Below are 15402 nucleotides of genomic sequence, written 5' to 3' on the forward strand. Positions count from 1 at the left end.
CGTTCCGTCGGCGCGGGGCGTTCAGCCTTCGCAGAGCAGCACGGGACCGAGTGTACCGGGCGACGCCGGGCGGTCGGGTCCGGATTACCGATCAAGATCGCTGGGTATCACCGGTCACACCCACGGATCGGGGGTGTGATGGAACTCAACGACAACGCCGACATCGACACCAGTCAGGTCGAGGACCGGCGCGGCTCCGGCGGCGGGCTGGGCGGGCTGCCGATCCCGATCTCGGGCGGAGGCGGCCTGATCGGCCTCATCGTCACCGTCGTCGCCGTACTGGTCGGCGGCGGTTTCGGACTCAACGCGCTGACCGGCGACGGCGGCGGGTCCGGTGGCGACAACACCGCGATCGAGCAGCGATGTGACGCCCAGGACGCGCTGCGGCAGCTCGACTGCCGCAACGCGCTGTACGTCAACTCCATCCAGGCGTACTGGGAACGGGCGATGCCGGAACACTTCGGCCGGCCGTACCAGGAGTCGGACACCGTCTTCTTCGCGCAGGTGGTGAACAGCGGCTGCGGTCAGGCGGACTCGGGCGTCGGCCCGTTCTACTGCCCGCTCGACGACAAGGTCTACCTCGACCTCTCCTTCTACCGGGTGCTGGCCGAACAGCTCGGCGCGCCGGGTGAGTTCGCCCAGCCGTACGTGCTGGCCCACGAGTACGGCCACCACGTGCAGGACCTGCTCGGCACCGAGGCCCAGGTCCGGCGCGAGCAGGAACGGACCCCGAGCCGGGCGAACGATCTCTCGGTGTTGATGGAGCTGCAGGCCGACTGCTACGCGGGCGCCTGGGCCCGCAACGCCACCGGCACCGCCGACGAGCGGGGTGTGAAGATCTTCGACAGCCTCACCCAGCGGGACGTCCAGGAGGGACTGGACACCGCGGCGGCGATCGGTGACGACGCGATCCAGCAGCGGTCCGGCGGCCGGATCGACGAGTCGCAGTTCACCCACGGCACGTCGACGCAACGCCAGCAGTGGTTCCGGCAGGGCCACGACAGCGGCGACCCGAAGTCCTGCGACACCTTCGGCGCCGCCGGTTGACACGTCCGGCGGTCAGCGTCGCCCGCCGCGGCAGCCGGACCCGCTCCTCCCTGCACCGTCAGGGCCACCGACAATGTCGTGGTGGACGGGACGGACGGCCCGGCGGCCAGCTGTGGTCCACGGACCGGGACGGCACGTACGCCGAGGAGCTGGCGCTGGTCGGCACCGACCCCCGGCCACACCGGCAGCGGACGGTGGTCGCCGCGTACCGGGAACGGATCGCGGCCGGAGTACGGCCGGCGGTGGTAGCGCTGTTTACGACGCCGGAGAGCCTGGTCGGCTATCTGCTCGACGGGCACCACAAGATGGTCGCCGGTGCGGAGGCCGGCGTCGTGCCCCGGGTCCTCGCCGTGACCCCGGAACGTCCGGTCCGGCCGGACAACGCCGGACTACGCCGGGCGGTTCCGGCGGTCGTGGCCACGGTCGCCGGGCACCACCGGCATCCGACGACCACGGTCCTGGACCATCTCCGACGGCTCTCCCGATGACCGCGTCGTCGGGCCCGGGCGGTGGACCGGTCGAGTGCCGCCAGGCGCGGCCGCGGTACCGACCACCGGCCCGGCCCCGTTCAGTCGGGGTCGCGGACCAGGATCTGCACCGCCCGGGCGGCGTCGACCGCCTCGACCAGGACCGCGTGCCGGGGTTCCGGTACGTCGAGGAGCCGCTCGGCGCGCAACGGGGTCAGCGGAGCGAGTCGCCGGTCGGCCAGGATCGCCTCCACGGTGCGCCGGTCGCCGCCGGTCACCAGCGCGGCGAGCGTACCGGCCTCGGGCAGCAGCAGGCGTACCGCCAGTTCGGCGGCGTCCCCGGCGGCGGCCTTCGCCTGGTTCTCCCGACGTCGGGCGAACCGCTGCTGGGACCAGCCCCCGGCGGCGGTGCGACTCTGCACGTACCGGCTGTCCACCTTGGAGCTCACCAGCCGCTCGCCGTCGGCGATCCCGACCGCCACCGCGCTCTTGCGGGCCAGCAGCAGGCCGATCCGGCGTGATGTCCGGACCGCCGCCAGGAATCCGGACAACTCGGCGGCGGCGGGCATTCCCGGCGGGGCGTGCAGCACCGCGACGGTGCCGTCCGGGGTGCTGAGTCGCAGACCGGGCTCGACGGGTTCCACCTGCGGCGTGCCGTGCCGGGCCGTGAAGTTGTCGATCCACCGGGCGATCCGGGCTGGCGGCACCTCCACCCACCGACCACCGCCGGCGGCGGGACGACTGCTCACCCCGTGACGGTACGCCTCGCGCCCGCCGACCTGACAGACGACCCGGTCCCGGCAGCCCGCCGGCCACTCCAGCCGAGCAGCCGCCGCCCGGTTCACCACCCCAGCAGCAGGCCGACCGCCAGGGCGGTGATCAGCACGCTGGAGGCCAGGGCGGTGCCGAGCCGCCCACGCGGTCCGGCCAGGAGCCGACCGACCAGGGAACCGCCGGTCGCGACCAGCAACTGCCAACTCGCCGAGGCGACGAAGGCGGCCAGCGCGAACAGCCCCTCCTGCGCCGCCGTCCAGTCCGCTCCGGCCCGACGGCCGAGCACCAGTGCGGCGAAGTAGAGGATGGTCATCGGGTTCAGCAGGGTCAACGCCAGCAGTCCGAGGTACGCCCGCAGTGGCGTACCGAGCCCCAGTTCGGTACGGGCGGCACGCCCCGGATCCCGCCGGTGCCGGATCGCACCGACCGCACCGGTGACCGCGAGCAGCAGCAGGACCGCGACGGCGATCCAACGCAGCGGTACAGCGATCGGCTCGATCACCCCGGCCAACGCGGCCCCGCCGAGTACCGCGACGGCCGCGTAGAGCCCGTCGGCGGTGGCGACCCCGAGCGCGGCGGCCGCGCCGACCCGGATCGACGTACGGGCGGTCAGTCCGATGACCAGGATCGCGATGGCGCCGACCGGTACGGCCACCCCGTAACCGGCGAGCAGGCCCGCGACGAACGCGTCGTTCATGGCGTCGGGAGCGCAACGACCGCCGCCGACGCGGTGGACCGGCGCTGTCGCCGCGTCGGCACGACGACGATCCGGCTGGTCCGCGACTTCGGCACGATCATGGCGGTCAGTGTGTCCCGGCCGGTCCGGTCGGGTCGACCGAATTTCTCCGTACCGCCGAGACGCCGGCGCCCGCCGCGACGAACACTGCATCGACCGGCCCGAATGGTTACCATCCGGTAGTCGAACATCGAACCCTTCTTCCGTCTCCCCTGCGGTCCGTCGTGGTCGCAGGGGGAAGTCGGAGCGTATGCGCCGCGTGGTTCCGGTGGAGAAGGTTCGTTCTTCACGTGCCACCGCCGCCGCGAGGAGCACCGAATGTCCCGACCCGCCCCGCCCCGCCGGTTCACCGCCGTCGCGACCGCCGTCCTGACCACCGCCGCCGTCGCCCTGACCACGCCCACCGCCGCCCCGGCCGCGCCGGCACCCGCCGCCCCGGCCGCGCCGGCACCCGCCGCCCCGGCCGCCGGATCCACCGTCGGCCCGGCCGTTGTCGACCACTGCCTCGGATCGTGCGCCGACATCCTGCCGCCCGGACAGAACGGCAACGCCACCCTCGTCGACATCCTGGCCAACCAGACCCTCGGTCTGCTCCCCCCGCACTCCGCAGACCAGCTCGGCCGGTACGCCGACCTGGTCTACGGCTACGCCGGACTGCGCGAGGACCAGATCGACACGTTCTTCACCAGCGCCGCCTTCGGCGTCCCCGCCGGCCAGGTCGAACGCAGCTACGCGCCCCGCGCCGACGTCACCGTGGTCCGCGACCGGGCCACCGGAGTGCCGCACGTCACCGGAAGCACCCGGGGCGGCACCATGTTCGGCGCCGGCTACGTCGGCGCCGAGGACCGCCTCTTCACCATGGACCTGCTCCGGCACGTCGGCCGGGGCACCCTCACCTCGTTCGCCGGTGGGGCACCCGGCAACCGGGCGCTCGAACAGAGCGTCTGGCGGAACTCCCCGTACCGGGAGGCGGACCTGGCCGCCCAGGTCGACGCGCTGCGGACCCGGGGCCCCCGGGGTGAGCAGCTGTACGCGGACGTCCGCGACTACATCGACGGGATCAACGCGTACATCCGACACTGCATGAGTCGACGGAACTGCCCCGGCGAGTACGTGCTCACCGGCCACCTCGACGCGATCACCAACGCGGGCGGCCCCGAACCGTTCCAGATGACCGACCTGATCGCCATCGCCGGCGTCGTCGGCGGGTTGTTCGGCGGCGGTGGCGGCACCGAGATGCAGTCCGCCCTGGTCCGGCTCGCCGCCCGGGCCCGGTACGGGCCGGTCGAGGGGGACCGGGTCTGGACGGCGTTCCGCTCCCAGAACAACCCGGAGACCGTACTCACCCTGCACGACGGGCAGAGTTTCCCGTACGGTGCCGCCGACCCGGACGCGCCGAGCGTGGTGCTCCCGGACCCCGGCTCGGTACGGCCCGAACCGGTGACCACCGACCCGACCGGCTCCGCCGGCGACAACACCCCGACCCGGGGTGCCCAGCTCGCCGCCGCGCTCTCCGGACTGACCATCGGACCGGCGCAGCGTGGCATGTCGAACGCCGCCGTCATCTCCGCGGCGCACTCCGCCACCGGTCACCCGGTCGCCGTCTTCGGGCCGCAGACCGGCTACTTCGCACCGCAGCTGTTGATGGTGCAGGAGTTGCAGGGGCCGGGGATCAGCGCCCGGGGTGCCGCGTTCGCCGGCATCAACCTCTACGTGCTGCTCGGCCGGGGCCAGGACTACGCCTGGAGCGCCACCTCGGCGACCCAGGACATCACCGACACGTACGCGCTGCCGCTGTGCACGGTGGACGGCAGCACCCCGACCCTGGCCAGCAACCGGTACCGCTACCGGGGCGCGTGCCGGTCGATGGAGGAACTGTCGCACGTCAACTCGTGGCAGCCGACGCTGGCGGACAGCACCGCCGCCGGGTCGTACCGGCTGGTCGCCCGCCGTACCGAACTCGGCCTGGTGGCCTGGCGCGGCACGGTGGACGGTCAGCCGTACGCGTTCACCCGGCTCCGGTCGACGTACCGGCACGAGGCCGACTCGGCGATCGGCTTCCAGATGTTCAACGACCCGGCGGTGATGGGCGACGCCGCGGCGTTCCAGGCCGCCGCCGCCGAAATCGGGTACGCCTTCAACTGGTTCTACGTCAACTCCACCCAGGCGGCGTACCTCAACTCCGGGCTGAACCCGGTACGCGCCCCGGGGTCGAACCCGAACCTGCCGATCCGGGCCGAGCCGGCGTACGAGTGGCAGGGTTTCGACCCGGCGACGAACACCGCCGACTACCTGCCGGCCGAGGCGCACCCGAACTCGGTCGACCAGGACTACTACGTCAGCTGGAACAACAAGCAGGCCGCCGACTTCGGTGCCGCCGACGGCAACTTCAGCTTCGGCGCCGTACACCGGAGTGACCTGCTGGACCGGCCGATCCGGGCGGCGCTGGCCGACGGCCGGAGATTCGACCGGGCCTCGCTCACCGCCCTCGTGCAGCAGGCCGGGCTGACCGACCTGCGCGCGGTCGAGGTGCTGGACGAACTGCTCCGGGTGCTGGAGAGCCAACCGGTCACCGACGCCCGGCTCGCCGACGTGGTCGGCACGCTGCGGGCCTGGCGGGCGGCGGGCGGGTTGCGGGTGGAGACCGCGCGCGGATCGCGGCGGTACCAGCACGCGGAGGCGATCCGGATCTTCGACGCCTGGTGGCCGCTGCTGGTCCGCGGCCAGTTCGCCGGGCCGCTCGGCCCCGAGCTGTACCAGGCGTTGGTCAACACCCTCCAGGTCAACGAGTCACCCTCCGGCCACCAGCGGGGCGACGACTCCGACCTGCCGGGTTCGGCCGCGTCGGCCCAGACCCACAAGGGCTCGTCGTTCCAGTACGGCTGGTGGGGGTACGTCGACGCCGACCTGCGGGCGGTGCTCGGCGAACCGGTCGCCGGCGGACTCGGGCGGACGTACTGCGGGGACGGCGACCTGGCGGCGTGCCGGCAGATCCTGCTGGCGACGCTGCGTGACGCGGCCGCCCGACCGGCCGCCGAGGTGTATCCGGGTGACGAGCACTGCGCGGCCGGCGACCAGTGGTGTGCCGACGCCATCGTGCAGTCCCCGCTCGGCGGGATCCGGCACCGGCTGATCGCCTGGCAGAACCGGCCCACCTACCAGCAGGTGGTGTCGTTCCCGTCCGGCAGGTGACGAACGTACGAAAGGGCTCCCCCGGTACGCGAAACGACCGGAGGAGCCCTCACGTACAGACCTCAGACGTTGAAGCCGAGGGCGCGGAGCTGGTCCCGACCCTCGTCGGTGATCTTGTCCGGGCCCCACGGCGGCAGCCACACCCAGTTGATCCGGATGTCGGAGACGAGGCCGCCACCGGGGCCGGTGGTCAGCGCCGTCCGCGCCTGGTCCTCGATCACGTCGGTCAGCGGACAGGCCGCCGAGGTGAGCGTCATGTCCAGGGTCGCGACGTTCTCGTCGTCCACGTGAATGCCGTAGACCAGCCCCAGGTCGACCACGTTGATCCCCAGCTCGGGGTCGACGACGTCCTTCATCGCCTCTTCGATGTCGGCGATCGCCGTCGCCCTGCCCGCCGGCCCGGTCGACTCCATCGCCATCTCCTGCTGATCAGTCACGCCGTCTTCACCTCGCTCCGTTCGTAACCATCGGCACCGCTGGCCTCGACGACCACCCCGGCCCGGGCCGCGGCGTCCTTGAACGCCATCCAGGGCAGCAGCGCACACTTCACCCGGGCCGGGTAACGGGCGACACCGGCGAACGCGACCGCGTCCCCCAGCACCTCCTCGTCCGGGTCCACCTGGCCCCGGCCCGACATCAACTCGACGAACGCGGCGTGCACCGCCGAGATCTGGTCGGTGTCCCGGCCGGTCAGCAGCTCGTGCAGGACACTCGCCGAGGCCTGGCTGATCGAGCAGCCCATGCCGTCGTACGACACGTCGCGCAGCACGTCACCGTCGAGCGCGACCCGGATCGTCACCTCGTCACCACACGTCGGGTTGACGTGGTGCGCCTCGGCGGCGTACGGCTCCCGCAGTCCCCGCCCGTGCGGGTGCTTGTAGTGGTCCAGGATGATCTCCTGGTACAGCTGGTCTACCTGCATCACCCGAACACCTTCCGTACCTGTTCCAGCCCGCGCACCAGAGCGTCGATCTCGCCGGTCGTGGTGTACAGGTAGAACGACGCGCGGGTGGTCGCCGGTACGCCGAAGCGGACACAGACCGGTCGCGCACAGTGATGGCCGACCCGCACCTCGACACCCTGCGCGTCGAGGATCTGCCCGACGTCGTGCGGATGGACCCCGTCCAGCGCGAACGAGATCGTGCCGCCCCGGCCGACCGGCACCCGGGGACCGAAGATCCGCAGCCCGGGCACGGTCTCCAGGGCGTCCAGCGCGTACGCGGTCAGTTCCTTCTCGTGCCACTGGATGGCGGGCATGCCGACCGCGGAGAGGTAGTCCACCGCGGCGCCCAGCGCGACCGCCTCGGCGATCGGCGGGGTGCCGGCCTCGAACCGGGCCGGCGGCGGGGCGTACGTCGAACCGCCCATCGCCACCGTCTCGATCATCGACCCGCCGCCGAAGACCGGCGGCATCGCGGCGAGCAGCTCGGCCCGCCCCCACAGCACCCCGATCCCGGTCGGTCCGCACATCTTGTGCCCGGTGAAGGCGATGAAGTCGACGTCCAGGTCGACCACGTCGATCGGCATGTGCGGCACCGACTGCGAGCAGTCGAGCATCAGCAGCGCACCAACCTGGCGGACCCGTTCGGTGATCCGCGCGGTGGCGTTGACCGTGCCGAGGATGTTCGACATGTGCACGAACGAGACCAGTTTGGTCCGCTCGTTGACCAGCTCCGCCAGGTTCGACTCGTCGAGCCGGCCCTGCTCGGTGAGGCTGAACCAGCGCAGCGTGGCGCCGGTCCGCTCGCAGAGCAGCTGCCACGGGACGAGGTTCGAGTGGTGCTCCATCTCGGAGATCACGATCTCGTCGCCGGGGCCGAGCCGGAACCGTGGGTCGCCGCCGAGGCCCAGCGAGGCGTTCGAGAAGGCGTACGCGACCAGGTTGATCGCCTCGGTGGAGTTCTTGGTGAAGACCACCTCGTCCGGGCTCGACGCGTTGATGAACGCCGCGACCTTCGCCCGGGCCCCCTCGTACGCCTCGGTCGCCTCGGTGCCCACGGTGTGCACCGACCGGGACACGTTGCCGTTGTGCCGCTCGTAGTGCTCCCGCAGCACGTCGAGCACCTGGCGCGGCTTCTGCGAGGTGTTCGCGCTGTCGAGGTAGACCATCGGGTGGCCGTTGACCGCACGTCCCAGGATCGGGAAGTCCGCGCGTACCGCCTCGACGTCGTACCGGGGCACGTCGTCGTACTGGGGCATCCCGGGTGGGATCGCGATCGTGGTCATCTCGACGACGCCCTTCTGCTCAACGGTTCCGTGCTCAGGCCCGGGCCGAACCGGCGCCGGCGACGTACCGCTCGTAGCCCTCGGCCTCGAGCTTCTCGGCGAGCTCGGGGCCGCCCTGCTCGACGATCCGCCCGGCCACGAAGACGTGCACGAAGTCCGGCTTGATGTAGCGCAGGATCCGGGTGTAGTGGGTGATCAGCAGCAGGCCGGTCTGCCCGGTCTCGCGGACCCGGTTGACTCCCTCGCTGACCACCCGCAGGGCGTCGATGTCGAGGCCGGAGTCGGTCTCGTCGAGGATGGCCACCTTCGGCTTGAGCAGCTCGAGCTGGACGATCTCGTGCCGCTTCTTCTCACCGCCGGAGAAGCCCTCGTTGACGTTGCGCTGGGCGAACGCCGGGTCCATCTGCAGCCGCTCCATCGCGCCGCGCAGTTCGCCGGCCCAGGTGCGCAGCTTCGGCGCCTCGCCGTCGACCGCGGTCTTGGCGGTACGCAGGAAGTTCGCCACCGAGACACCGGGGACCTCGACCGGGTACTGCATGGCGAGGAAGAGGCCGGCGCGGGCCCGCTCGTCGACGGCCATGGAGAGCACGTCGACGCCGTCCAGGGTCACCGAGCCACCGGTGATCTCGTACTTCGGGTGGCCGGCGATCGAGTACGCCAGGGTCGACTTGCCCGACCCGTTCGGTCCCATGATCGCGTGGGTCTCCCCCGCCCGCACGGTGAGGTCGACCCCGGCCAGGATCGGCTTGAGCTCGCCCTCGGGCAGCTTGACCGACACCTGCAGGTCACGGATCTCCAGAACGCTCATGGTGCGGTAACTCCATTACTCGGCGTGAGACTCAGGTAGATGTCGCCGTCGCGGATCTCGACGGGGTAGACGGGTACGGGTTGGGTCGCGGGCAGGCCGCTGGGTTCCCCGGTCCGCAGGTCGAAGCGGGAGCCGTGCAGCCAGCACTCCAGGGTGCAGCCGTCGACCTCGCCCTCGGAGAGCGCGACCGCGGCGTGCGAGCACTCGTCGCGGACGGCGTAGAAGTTGCCGTCCTCGGCGTGCACCACCGCGACCTCGGTCCCCTCGACCTCGGCGGAGATCACGGTTCCCTTCGGGATGTCCTCGGTGGAGCAGATCCTGATCATCAGGAGCCCGCCTTGAGGAGCCGCGCCTCGATCTGGTCACCGAGCCGGTCCCGCAGCTCCTCGACCGGGATCCGGTTCAGCAGTTCGGCGAAGAAGCCCCGGACCACCAGCTTGCGCGCCTCGTCCTCGGGGATGCCCCGGGCCATCAGGTAGAAGAGCTGCTCGTCGTCGAAGCGGCCGGTGGCGCTGGCATGCCCGGCCCCGGCCACCTCGCCGGTCTCGATCTCCAGGTTCGGCACCGAGTCGGCGCGGGCGCCGTCGGTCAGCACCAGGTTCCGGTTGATCTCGTACGTGTCGGTGCCGGTCGCCTCGGCCCGGATCAGCACGTCGCCGACCCAGACGGTGTGCGCGCTGGCGCCCTGCAGCGCACCCCGGTAGCCGACGTAGCTGCGGCAGTCCGGCACGCTGTGGTCGACCAGCTGCCGGTGCTCCAGGTGCTGGCCGGCGTCGGCGAAGTAGAGGCCGTACAGCTCGGCCTCACCACCCCGGCCGGTGTACTCCACGCTGGTGTACTGCCGGACCAGGTCCCCGCCGAGGGTCACCTGCAGGTGGCTGACCTTGGCGTCCCGGCCCAGCCGTACCCGCAGGTGCTGGGCCTGGACCGCGTCGGCGGCCCAGTCGGCGACGGTGACCAGGGTGAGCTTCGCACCCTCGGCAACGTCCACCTCGAGGTTGTCGGCGAGCGTCGGCGAACCCTCCTGCCAGAGGACCAGCGACGCCTCGGCGAACCGACCCACCCGCAGCTGGGTACGGGCGAAGGAGAGTTCCTCCGGGAAGTTGCCGATCAGGCGTACCACGACCGGTTCGGCCAGCACCGCCTCCGGGGCCACCTCGACCAGGTTCACCCGGTCGGCGGCACCGTGGGCCAGCGCGCTGATCCGGTCGAACGGGGTCAGCACCCGCTCGGCCTCGGCGGCCGGGGTGACCCGGACGGAGAGCCCGGCGGGCAGGTCGCCGTGTTCGACGACCAGCCCGCGCGGGCCGCCCTCGGGTACGTCCGCCGAGCCGGCGGTGGCCAGGCCACGCAGCCGCTTGAGCGGGGTGAACCGCCACTCCTCCTCCCGCCCGGTCAACGCCGGATAGTCACCGACGTCGTACGAGCGGAGCGTCTGCGCCTTGGTGGTCACCGGCGCGGCCGGCGTGGCGGGCGCGAATGCTTCGGTAGTCATCTCTTCCTTGGTCTGTCTCGCGAGGGACCGGGGCGGGGTCGTCGGGCGGGCGGCGTCAGCCGACCGCGCCCTCCATCTGCAGCTCGATCAGCCGGTTGAGCTCCAGCGCGTACTCCATCGGGAGTTCCTTGGCGATCGGCTCGATGAAGCCACGCACGATCATCGCCATCGCCTCGTCCTCGCTCAGGCCCCGGCTCATCAGGTAGAAGAGCTGGTCCTCGCTGACCTTGGAGACGGTCGCCTCGTGTCCCATCGCCACGTCGTCCTCGCGGATGTCGACGTACGGGTAGGTGTCGGAGCGGGAGATGGTGTCGACCAGCAGCGCGTCGCACTTGACCGTGCTCCGGCTGTGGTGCGAGCCCTCCATCACCTGGATCAGGCCCCGGTACGAGGTCCGGCCGCCGCCCCGGGCGATCGACTTGCTGACGATCGTGCTCGAGGTGTGCGGGGCCAGGTGGACCATCTTGGCGCCGGCGTCCTGGTGCTGGCCCTCGCCGGCCATCGCGACCGAGAGCACCTCGCCCTTGGCGTGCTCGCCCATCATGTAGACGGCCGGGTACTTCATGGTCACCTTGGAGCCGATGTTGCCGTCGATCCACTCCATGGTCGCGCCCTCGTGGCAGACCGCCCGCTTGGTGACCAGGTTGTAGACGTTGTTCGACCAGTTCTGGATGGTCGTGTAGCGGCAGCGCGCGTTCTTCTTGACGATGATCTCCACGACCGCGCTGTGCAGCGAGTCGGAGGAGTAGATCGGCGCGGTGCAGCCCTCGACGTAGTGCACGTACGCGCCCTCGTCGACGATGATCAGCGTCCGCTCGAACTGGCCCATGTTCTCGGTGTTGATCCGGAAGTAGGCCTGCAGCGGGATCTCCACGTGCACGCCCTTCGGCACGTAGATGAACGAGCCACCGGACCAGACGGAGGTGTTCAGCGCGGCGAACTTGTTGTCGCCGACCGGGATCACCGTGCCGAAGTACTCCTTGAAGAGGTCCTCGTGCTCCTTGAGCGCGGTGTCGGTGTCCAGGAAGAGGACGCCCTGCTCCTCGAGGTCCTCGCGGATCTTGTGGTAGACCACCTCGGACTCGTACTGGGCGGCGACACCGGCGACCAGCCGCTGCTTCTCCGCCTCCGGGATGCCCAGCCTGTCGTAGGTGTTCTTGATGTCCTCGGGGAGGTCGTCCCAGCTCGCGGCCTGCTTCTCGGTCGAGCGGACGAAATACTTGATGTTGTCGAAGTTGATCCCGCTGAGGTCGGCACCCCAGGCCGGCATCGGCTTGCGGTCGAAGAGGCGCAGCCCCTTGAGCCGCAGGTCGAGCATCCAGGCGGGCTCGTTCTTCTTGGCGGAGATGTCCCGCACCACCGCCTCGTTGAGGCCACGCTGCGCGACCGAGCCGGCCGCGTCCGGGTCGGCCCAACCGTATTCGTAGCGGCCCAGGGCGGCGAGCTGCTCCTCCTGCGTCATGGGCTGGACGATCTGCTCGGTCATGTATCAGTCCTCACACTGGTGACGGAAGGTTTCGGCTGGGCTGGGATGTGCGTGGTGCACACCCCGTCACCGTGGGCGATGGTGGCGAGGCGCTGCACGTGGGTGCCGACCAGGCGGGAGATGACCGCCGTCTCGGCCTCGCACAGCTGGGGGAACTCCGCGGCCACGTGGGCCACCGGGCAGTGGTGCTGGCACAGCTGCCCGCCGGAGGCGATCGTGGACGCGTTGGCAGCGTAACCCTCCGCGGTCAGCGCCCCGGCAAGTGCCTCGGCCCTGGCCAGCGGATCGTCGCCGGCGCCCTCCATGGCGGCCCGGCAGCGGGCCTCCAGGGCGGCGACCTGGTCGGCGGCGAACGCGCCGACCGCGTCGTCGCCGAAGTGCCGGGCGATCCAGCGCAGCGCGGCGGTGGCCATCCCGTCGTAGGTGTGGGTGCCGCAGCGCCGCCGTCCGGACTCGGTGAGCCGGAAGACCTTGGCGGGTCGGCCCCGGCCACGCTGGCCCTGCACGACCTGCTCGCGGGCGAGCACGTCGCCGTCGGCGAGCATCGCGTCGAGGTGCCGGCGGATCGCCGCCGGGCTGAGCCCGAGTTCCGCGCCGAGCTGGGCGGCGGTGGCCGCGCCGTGCTCGAGCAGGAGCTGGGTGACCCGGTCCCGGGTGGTCCGCCCGTCCTGGCCGGCGGTGGTCCCGACGGCAGCGCCGAGGTGGCCGGTGACCGACTCGGTCACCCGCCTCCGCTCGGAGTACGCCGCCAGGTTTTTCACTACGCCAACGTTACGTATTTCCGCCAAGATCCGCAAACCACGACTCCGGTGATCCGGACCACCGGAGAGCAGACGCGGCGTCCGCCATGATCACATTTGCACGTACGATGTCCGTCGTGAGCCGATTTGGCGAATTTCCCGGCAAACCCACCCTAACGCGACTGGCCCTCGCCTCCGTGGTGGGCAACGTCCTCATCGTCGGCACCGGCGGCGCCGTCCGGCTGACCAAATCCGGGCTCGGCTGCCCCACCTGGCCACGGTGCACCGACGAGTCGTACACGACCACCCCGGAAATGGGCCTGCACGGGGTGATCGAATTCGGCAACCGGCTGCTCACCTTCGTGCTCGCCGCCATCGTGATCGCCGCGGTGGTCGCCGCCTGGCGGCAGCGGCCCCGCCGCCGTGGCCTGGTCTGGCTCGCGATCGCGGCCGCCTTCGGCATCCCGGCACAGGCGATCATCGGCGGCATCACCGTGCTCACCGACCTCAACCCGTGGGTCGTCGGGCTGCACTTCCTCTCCTCGATGGCGGTGATCGCCTTCGCGTACGCCTTCTGGCGCGCCGCCCGCGAACCGGACGGTCCGACCCGGCCCACCGTGCCCGGACCGCTGCGTACCCTCGCCTGGCTCACCGTGCTCGTCACCGGGGTGGTACTGCTGGTCGGCACCTGGGTGACCGGCAGCGGCCCGCACTCCGGCGACTCCGGGGCGGCCCGCAACGGTCTCGACCCCGAATCGATCTCCCAGGTGCACGCCGACTCGGTCTTCCTGCTGCTCGGTCTCTCGATCGCGCTCTGGTTCGCCCTGCGGGCGGTCGCCGCGCCGGCCGGCGCGGTCCGGGCCGCCGGGCTGCTGCTCCTCGCCGAACTGGGTCAGGGGGTGATCGGCTTCGTCCAGTACTTCACCGGCCTGCCGGTGATCCTGGTCGGTGCCCACATGCTCGGCTCCTGCCTGGTCTGGCTCGCCGCCCTGGCGGTGCTCTGGTCGACCCGGGAACACCAGCCGCTGCCGGTGCCGGTCTCGCCCGCCGCGCCCACCCGCTCCCTCGAGACGGTGTGAGGAAGGGCCCAACGTGCCACCGGGCGGCAGCCCGTGGTGCGGAAGGGCCCTTCCGACGGCTCAGCCGAGGCGGGCGAGGATGGCGTCGGCCAGTCGCCCGGCGGCACCCGGACCGTGCGCCAGGAAGAGCGACGGCTCGGTCAACTCCACCTCGATGACGATCGGCGCCCCGTCCGGGCCCGGAATGAGGTCCACCCGGGCGTAGAGCGGCCGCCCCGGACCGCCGGGCAGCACGGCCAGAACCTGCTCCGCCACCGCCAGTTCGGCGCCGGCCGGAACGCGTGGCGAGATCTGCTCCGGCCGGGACAGCCCTTCGACGCCGTGGTCCGGCCCGTCCAGCATCGGCCCCTTGCGGATCCCGTGGCTGAAGGCGAGGCCGGCGGGGCCGGCGAAGAAGAGCAGCGCGGTCTCGCCGGCGGTCTCCACCGCCCTCAGGTACGGCTGCACCATGGTGTGCCGGCCCGCCGCGCGTAGCCGTTCGACGTGGGCGACCGCGAGCCGGCGGTGTTCGGGATCAGCCAGGTCGTACCGGCCGGCGTCGAGGCTGCCCGCACCGACGGCCGGCTTGATCACGTATTCGCCGGTCTCGGGCGGGTGCCACTCGCGGTCCGGGGCGAGCCACTCCGTCGGTACGGTCGGGATCCCGGCGGCGGCGAGGTCGCGCAGGTAGCGCTTGTCGGTGTTCCACCGGACCAGGTCGGCCGGATTGGCCAGACCGGGCACGGTGGCGGCCCAGGCGACGAACTCGGCGCGTCGGGTCGGGTAGTCCCAGGGCGAACGGAGCACCGCGAGCGGATAGCCGGCCCAGTCGACCGTCGGGTCGTCCCAGATCCTCGGCTCGACGACCACGCCACGCTGGGCGAGCGCCGCCGCCAACAGCCGGTCGTCCGGGTCGAGTTCGGGTAGTTCGGTACAGGTAATGAGAGCGACCCGGGGAAGACCCCGGGTCGCACGGTTGTCGGACAAATTTATCAACGAGCCAGGGTGCGACGAGCCATCGACCGCCAGAGATCGTTACTCGGCCGCATCTGATCCATCAGTTCCCGCTCCCATTCGTTTTCCACGGCCACCCCCGCTGTGGCGCAGGCCTGCCGCGCGACGTCGGTGCCGTCCGCGAACTGGTCCGCCCACACGCCGTCCTCCCCCACCAGGACGATGCGGGCTCCCCGCTTGCCGACGTATTCGATGACCGCCTTCGCACCGCCGTGGCCGGCGGCGAACGCCTTGATGCCGGCCACCAGACCGTTGTGGGTCTGGCCTGCGACGGTCTGATCCCCCGTCGGCGTCGTATCGGAACCATCTGCCATAACGCGCAGCCTAAGCAGACCTGGCACGCCATGCCTGGCACCTAC

Annotated in this window: 15 protein-coding genes and 1 pseudogene; 4 read left to right on the forward strand and 12 right to left on the reverse strand. The window is 71.4% G+C overall.

What is annotated here, in order from left to right:
• Positions 1 to 138 precede the first annotated feature (138 nt).
• Together ABGB21_RS19535 and ABGB21_RS19540 are read left to right on the forward strand one after the other, a co-directional pair.
• On the forward strand, positions 139 to 1047 hold the full coding sequence (locus ABGB21_RS19535) for a neutral zinc metallopeptidase (protein WP_347652377.1): 909 nt from the start codon (positions 139 to 141) through the stop codon (positions 1045 to 1047).
• Positions 1044 to 1535: a hypothetical protein gene (locus tag ABGB21_RS19540; RefSeq protein ID WP_347652378.1), complete on the forward strand. Its 492-nt coding sequence runs from the start codon at positions 1044 to 1046 to the stop codon at positions 1533 to 1535. The genes ABGB21_RS19535 and ABGB21_RS19540 overlap by 4 nt, the downstream gene beginning before the upstream one ends.
• A gap of 80 nt (positions 1536 to 1615) precedes the next feature.
• Here the strand turns inward: ABGB21_RS19540 and ABGB21_RS19545 are convergent, their stop codons facing one another.
• Both ABGB21_RS19545 and ABGB21_RS19550 read right to left on the reverse strand, forming a co-directional pair.
• Positions 1616 to 2263, reverse strand: coding sequence for an acVLRF1 family peptidyl-tRNA hydrolase (locus ABGB21_RS19545; RefSeq protein WP_347652379.1), 648 nt, complete (start codon positions 2261 to 2263; stop codon positions 1616 to 1618).
• Positions 2264 to 2355: 92 nt separating this feature from the next.
• Positions 2356 to 2985, reverse strand: a complete 630-nt coding sequence (locus tag ABGB21_RS19550; protein WP_347678862.1) for a LysE family transporter — start codon at positions 2983 to 2985, stop codon at positions 2356 to 2358.
• Positions 2986 to 3342: 357 nt separating this feature from the next.
• Here ABGB21_RS19550 and ABGB21_RS19555 point away from each other — a divergent pair, with 357 nt between their 5' ends.
• Positions 3343 to 6216 carry a penicillin acylase family protein gene (locus ABGB21_RS19555; RefSeq protein WP_347652381.1) on the forward strand — a complete coding sequence of 958 codons (2874 nt, stop codon included), beginning with the start codon at positions 3343 to 3345 and terminating at the stop codon, positions 6214 to 6216.
• Positions 6217 to 6278: 62 nt separating this feature from the next.
• On the opposite strand, the pseudogene ABGB21_RS19560 reads toward ABGB21_RS19555, so the two are convergent.
• From ABGB21_RS19560 to ABGB21_RS19595, 8 genes and pseudogenes are all read right to left on the reverse strand, one after another.
• A pseudogene (locus ABGB21_RS19560) lies at positions 6279 to 6611 on the reverse strand (metal-sulfur cluster assembly factor); the annotation flags it as partial.
• Between the two features lie 38 nt (positions 6612 to 6649).
• The gene (gene sufU, locus ABGB21_RS19565; protein ID WP_347652455.1) at positions 6650 to 7138 is read right to left on the reverse strand and encodes a Fe-S cluster assembly sulfur transfer protein SufU; all 489 of its coding nucleotides are present in this window, start codon (positions 7136 to 7138) and stop codon (positions 6650 to 6652) included.
• Entirely contained in the window at positions 7138 to 8442 is a 1305-nt protein-coding gene (locus ABGB21_RS19570) for a cysteine desulfurase (RefSeq protein WP_347652382.1), read from the reverse strand. Before ABGB21_RS19570 ends, sufU begins: the two co-directional genes overlap by 1 nt.
• Positions 8443 to 8476: 34 nt before the next feature.
• A complete protein-coding gene (gene sufC, locus ABGB21_RS19575) occupies positions 8477 to 9250 on the reverse strand; it encodes a Fe-S cluster assembly ATPase SufC (protein WP_347652383.1) in 774 nt (257 codons plus the stop codon).
• Entirely contained in the window at positions 9247 to 9576 is a 330-nt protein-coding gene (locus tag ABGB21_RS19580; protein WP_347652384.1) for a non-heme iron oxygenase ferredoxin subunit, read from the reverse strand. Before ABGB21_RS19580 ends, sufC begins: the two co-directional genes overlap by 4 nt.
• The gene (sufD, locus tag ABGB21_RS19585; protein WP_347678864.1) at positions 9576 to 10745 is read right to left on the reverse strand and encodes a Fe-S cluster assembly protein SufD; all 1170 of its coding nucleotides are present in this window, start codon (positions 10743 to 10745) and stop codon (positions 9576 to 9578) included. Before sufD ends, ABGB21_RS19580 begins: the two co-directional genes overlap by 1 nt.
• A gap of 55 nt (positions 10746 to 10800) precedes the next feature.
• Positions 10801 to 12231 carry a Fe-S cluster assembly protein SufB gene (sufB, locus tag ABGB21_RS19590; protein WP_347678866.1) on the reverse strand — a complete coding sequence of 477 codons (1431 nt, stop codon included), beginning with the start codon at positions 12229 to 12231 and terminating at the stop codon, positions 10801 to 10803.
• A complete protein-coding gene (locus ABGB21_RS19595; RefSeq protein ID WP_347652456.1) occupies positions 12228 to 12863 on the reverse strand; it encodes a metalloregulator ArsR/SmtB family transcription factor in 636 nt (211 codons plus the stop codon). Before ABGB21_RS19595 ends, sufB begins: the two co-directional genes overlap by 4 nt.
• A 236-nt stretch (positions 12864 to 13099) precedes the next feature.
• Here ABGB21_RS19595 and ABGB21_RS19600 point away from each other — a divergent pair, with 236 nt between their 5' ends.
• On the forward strand, positions 13100 to 14050 hold the full coding sequence (locus ABGB21_RS19600; RefSeq protein ID WP_347652387.1) for a COX15/CtaA family protein: 951 nt from the start codon (positions 13100 to 13102) through the stop codon (positions 14048 to 14050).
• Positions 14051 to 14110: 60 nt separating this feature from the next.
• On the opposite strand, the gene ABGB21_RS19605 is transcribed toward ABGB21_RS19600, so the two are convergent.
• On the reverse strand, positions 14111 to 15022 hold the full coding sequence (locus ABGB21_RS19605) for a hypothetical protein (RefSeq protein WP_347678884.1): 912 nt from the start codon (positions 15020 to 15022) through the stop codon (positions 14111 to 14113).
• On the reverse strand, positions 15022 to 15357 hold the full coding sequence (locus ABGB21_RS19610; protein WP_347652388.1) for a hypothetical protein: 336 nt from the start codon (positions 15355 to 15357) through the stop codon (positions 15022 to 15024). Before ABGB21_RS19610 ends, ABGB21_RS19605 begins: the two co-directional genes overlap by 1 nt.
• Between the last annotated feature and the right edge of the window lie 45 nt (positions 15358 to 15402).

The organism is Plantactinospora sp. B24E8 (assembly GCF_039871735.1).
Classification (GTDB): domain Bacteria; phylum Actinomycetota; class Actinomycetes; order Mycobacteriales; family Micromonosporaceae; genus Plantactinospora.

Excerpts from the sequence above, each read along its gene's own strand:
- ABGB21_RS19550 (WP_347678862.1), bottom strand. The coding sequence starts at position 2,985 with ATGAACGACGCGTTCGTCGCGGGCCTGCTCGCCGGTTACGGGGTGGCC.
- ABGB21_RS19555 (WP_347652381.1), top strand. The coding sequence starts at position 3,343 with ATGTCCCGACCCGCCCCGCCCCGCCGGTTCACCGCCGTCGCGACCGCC.
- ABGB21_RS19610 (WP_347652388.1), bottom strand. The coding sequence starts at position 15,357 with ATGGCAGATGGTTCCGATACGACGCCGACGGGGGATCAGACCGTCGCA.
- sufB (WP_347678866.1), bottom strand. The coding sequence starts at position 12,231 with ATGACCGAGCAGATCGTCCAGCCCATGACGCAGGAGGAGCAGCTCGCC.
- sufU (WP_347652455.1), bottom strand. The coding sequence starts at position 7,138 with ATGCAGGTAGACCAGCTGTACCAGGAGATCATCCTGGACCACTACAAG.
- sufD (WP_347678864.1), bottom strand. The coding sequence starts at position 10,745 with ATGACTACCGAAGCATTCGCGCCCGCCACGCCGGCCGCGCCGGTGACC.
- ABGB21_RS19600 (WP_347652387.1), top strand. The coding sequence starts at position 13,100 with ATGTCCGTCGTGAGCCGATTTGGCGAATTTCCCGGCAAACCCACCCTA.
- ABGB21_RS19570 (WP_347652382.1), bottom strand. The coding sequence starts at position 8,442 with ATGACCACGATCGCGATCCCACCCGGGATGCCCCAGTACGACGACGTG.
- sufC (WP_347652383.1), bottom strand. The coding sequence starts at position 9,250 with ATGAGCGTTCTGGAGATCCGTGACCTGCAGGTGTCGGTCAAGCTGCCC.
- ABGB21_RS19535 (WP_347652377.1), top strand. The coding sequence starts at position 139 with ATGGAACTCAACGACAACGCCGACATCGACACCAGTCAGGTCGAGGAC.
- ABGB21_RS19580 (WP_347652384.1), bottom strand. The coding sequence starts at position 9,576 with ATGATCAGGATCTGCTCCACCGAGGACATCCCGAAGGGAACCGTGATC.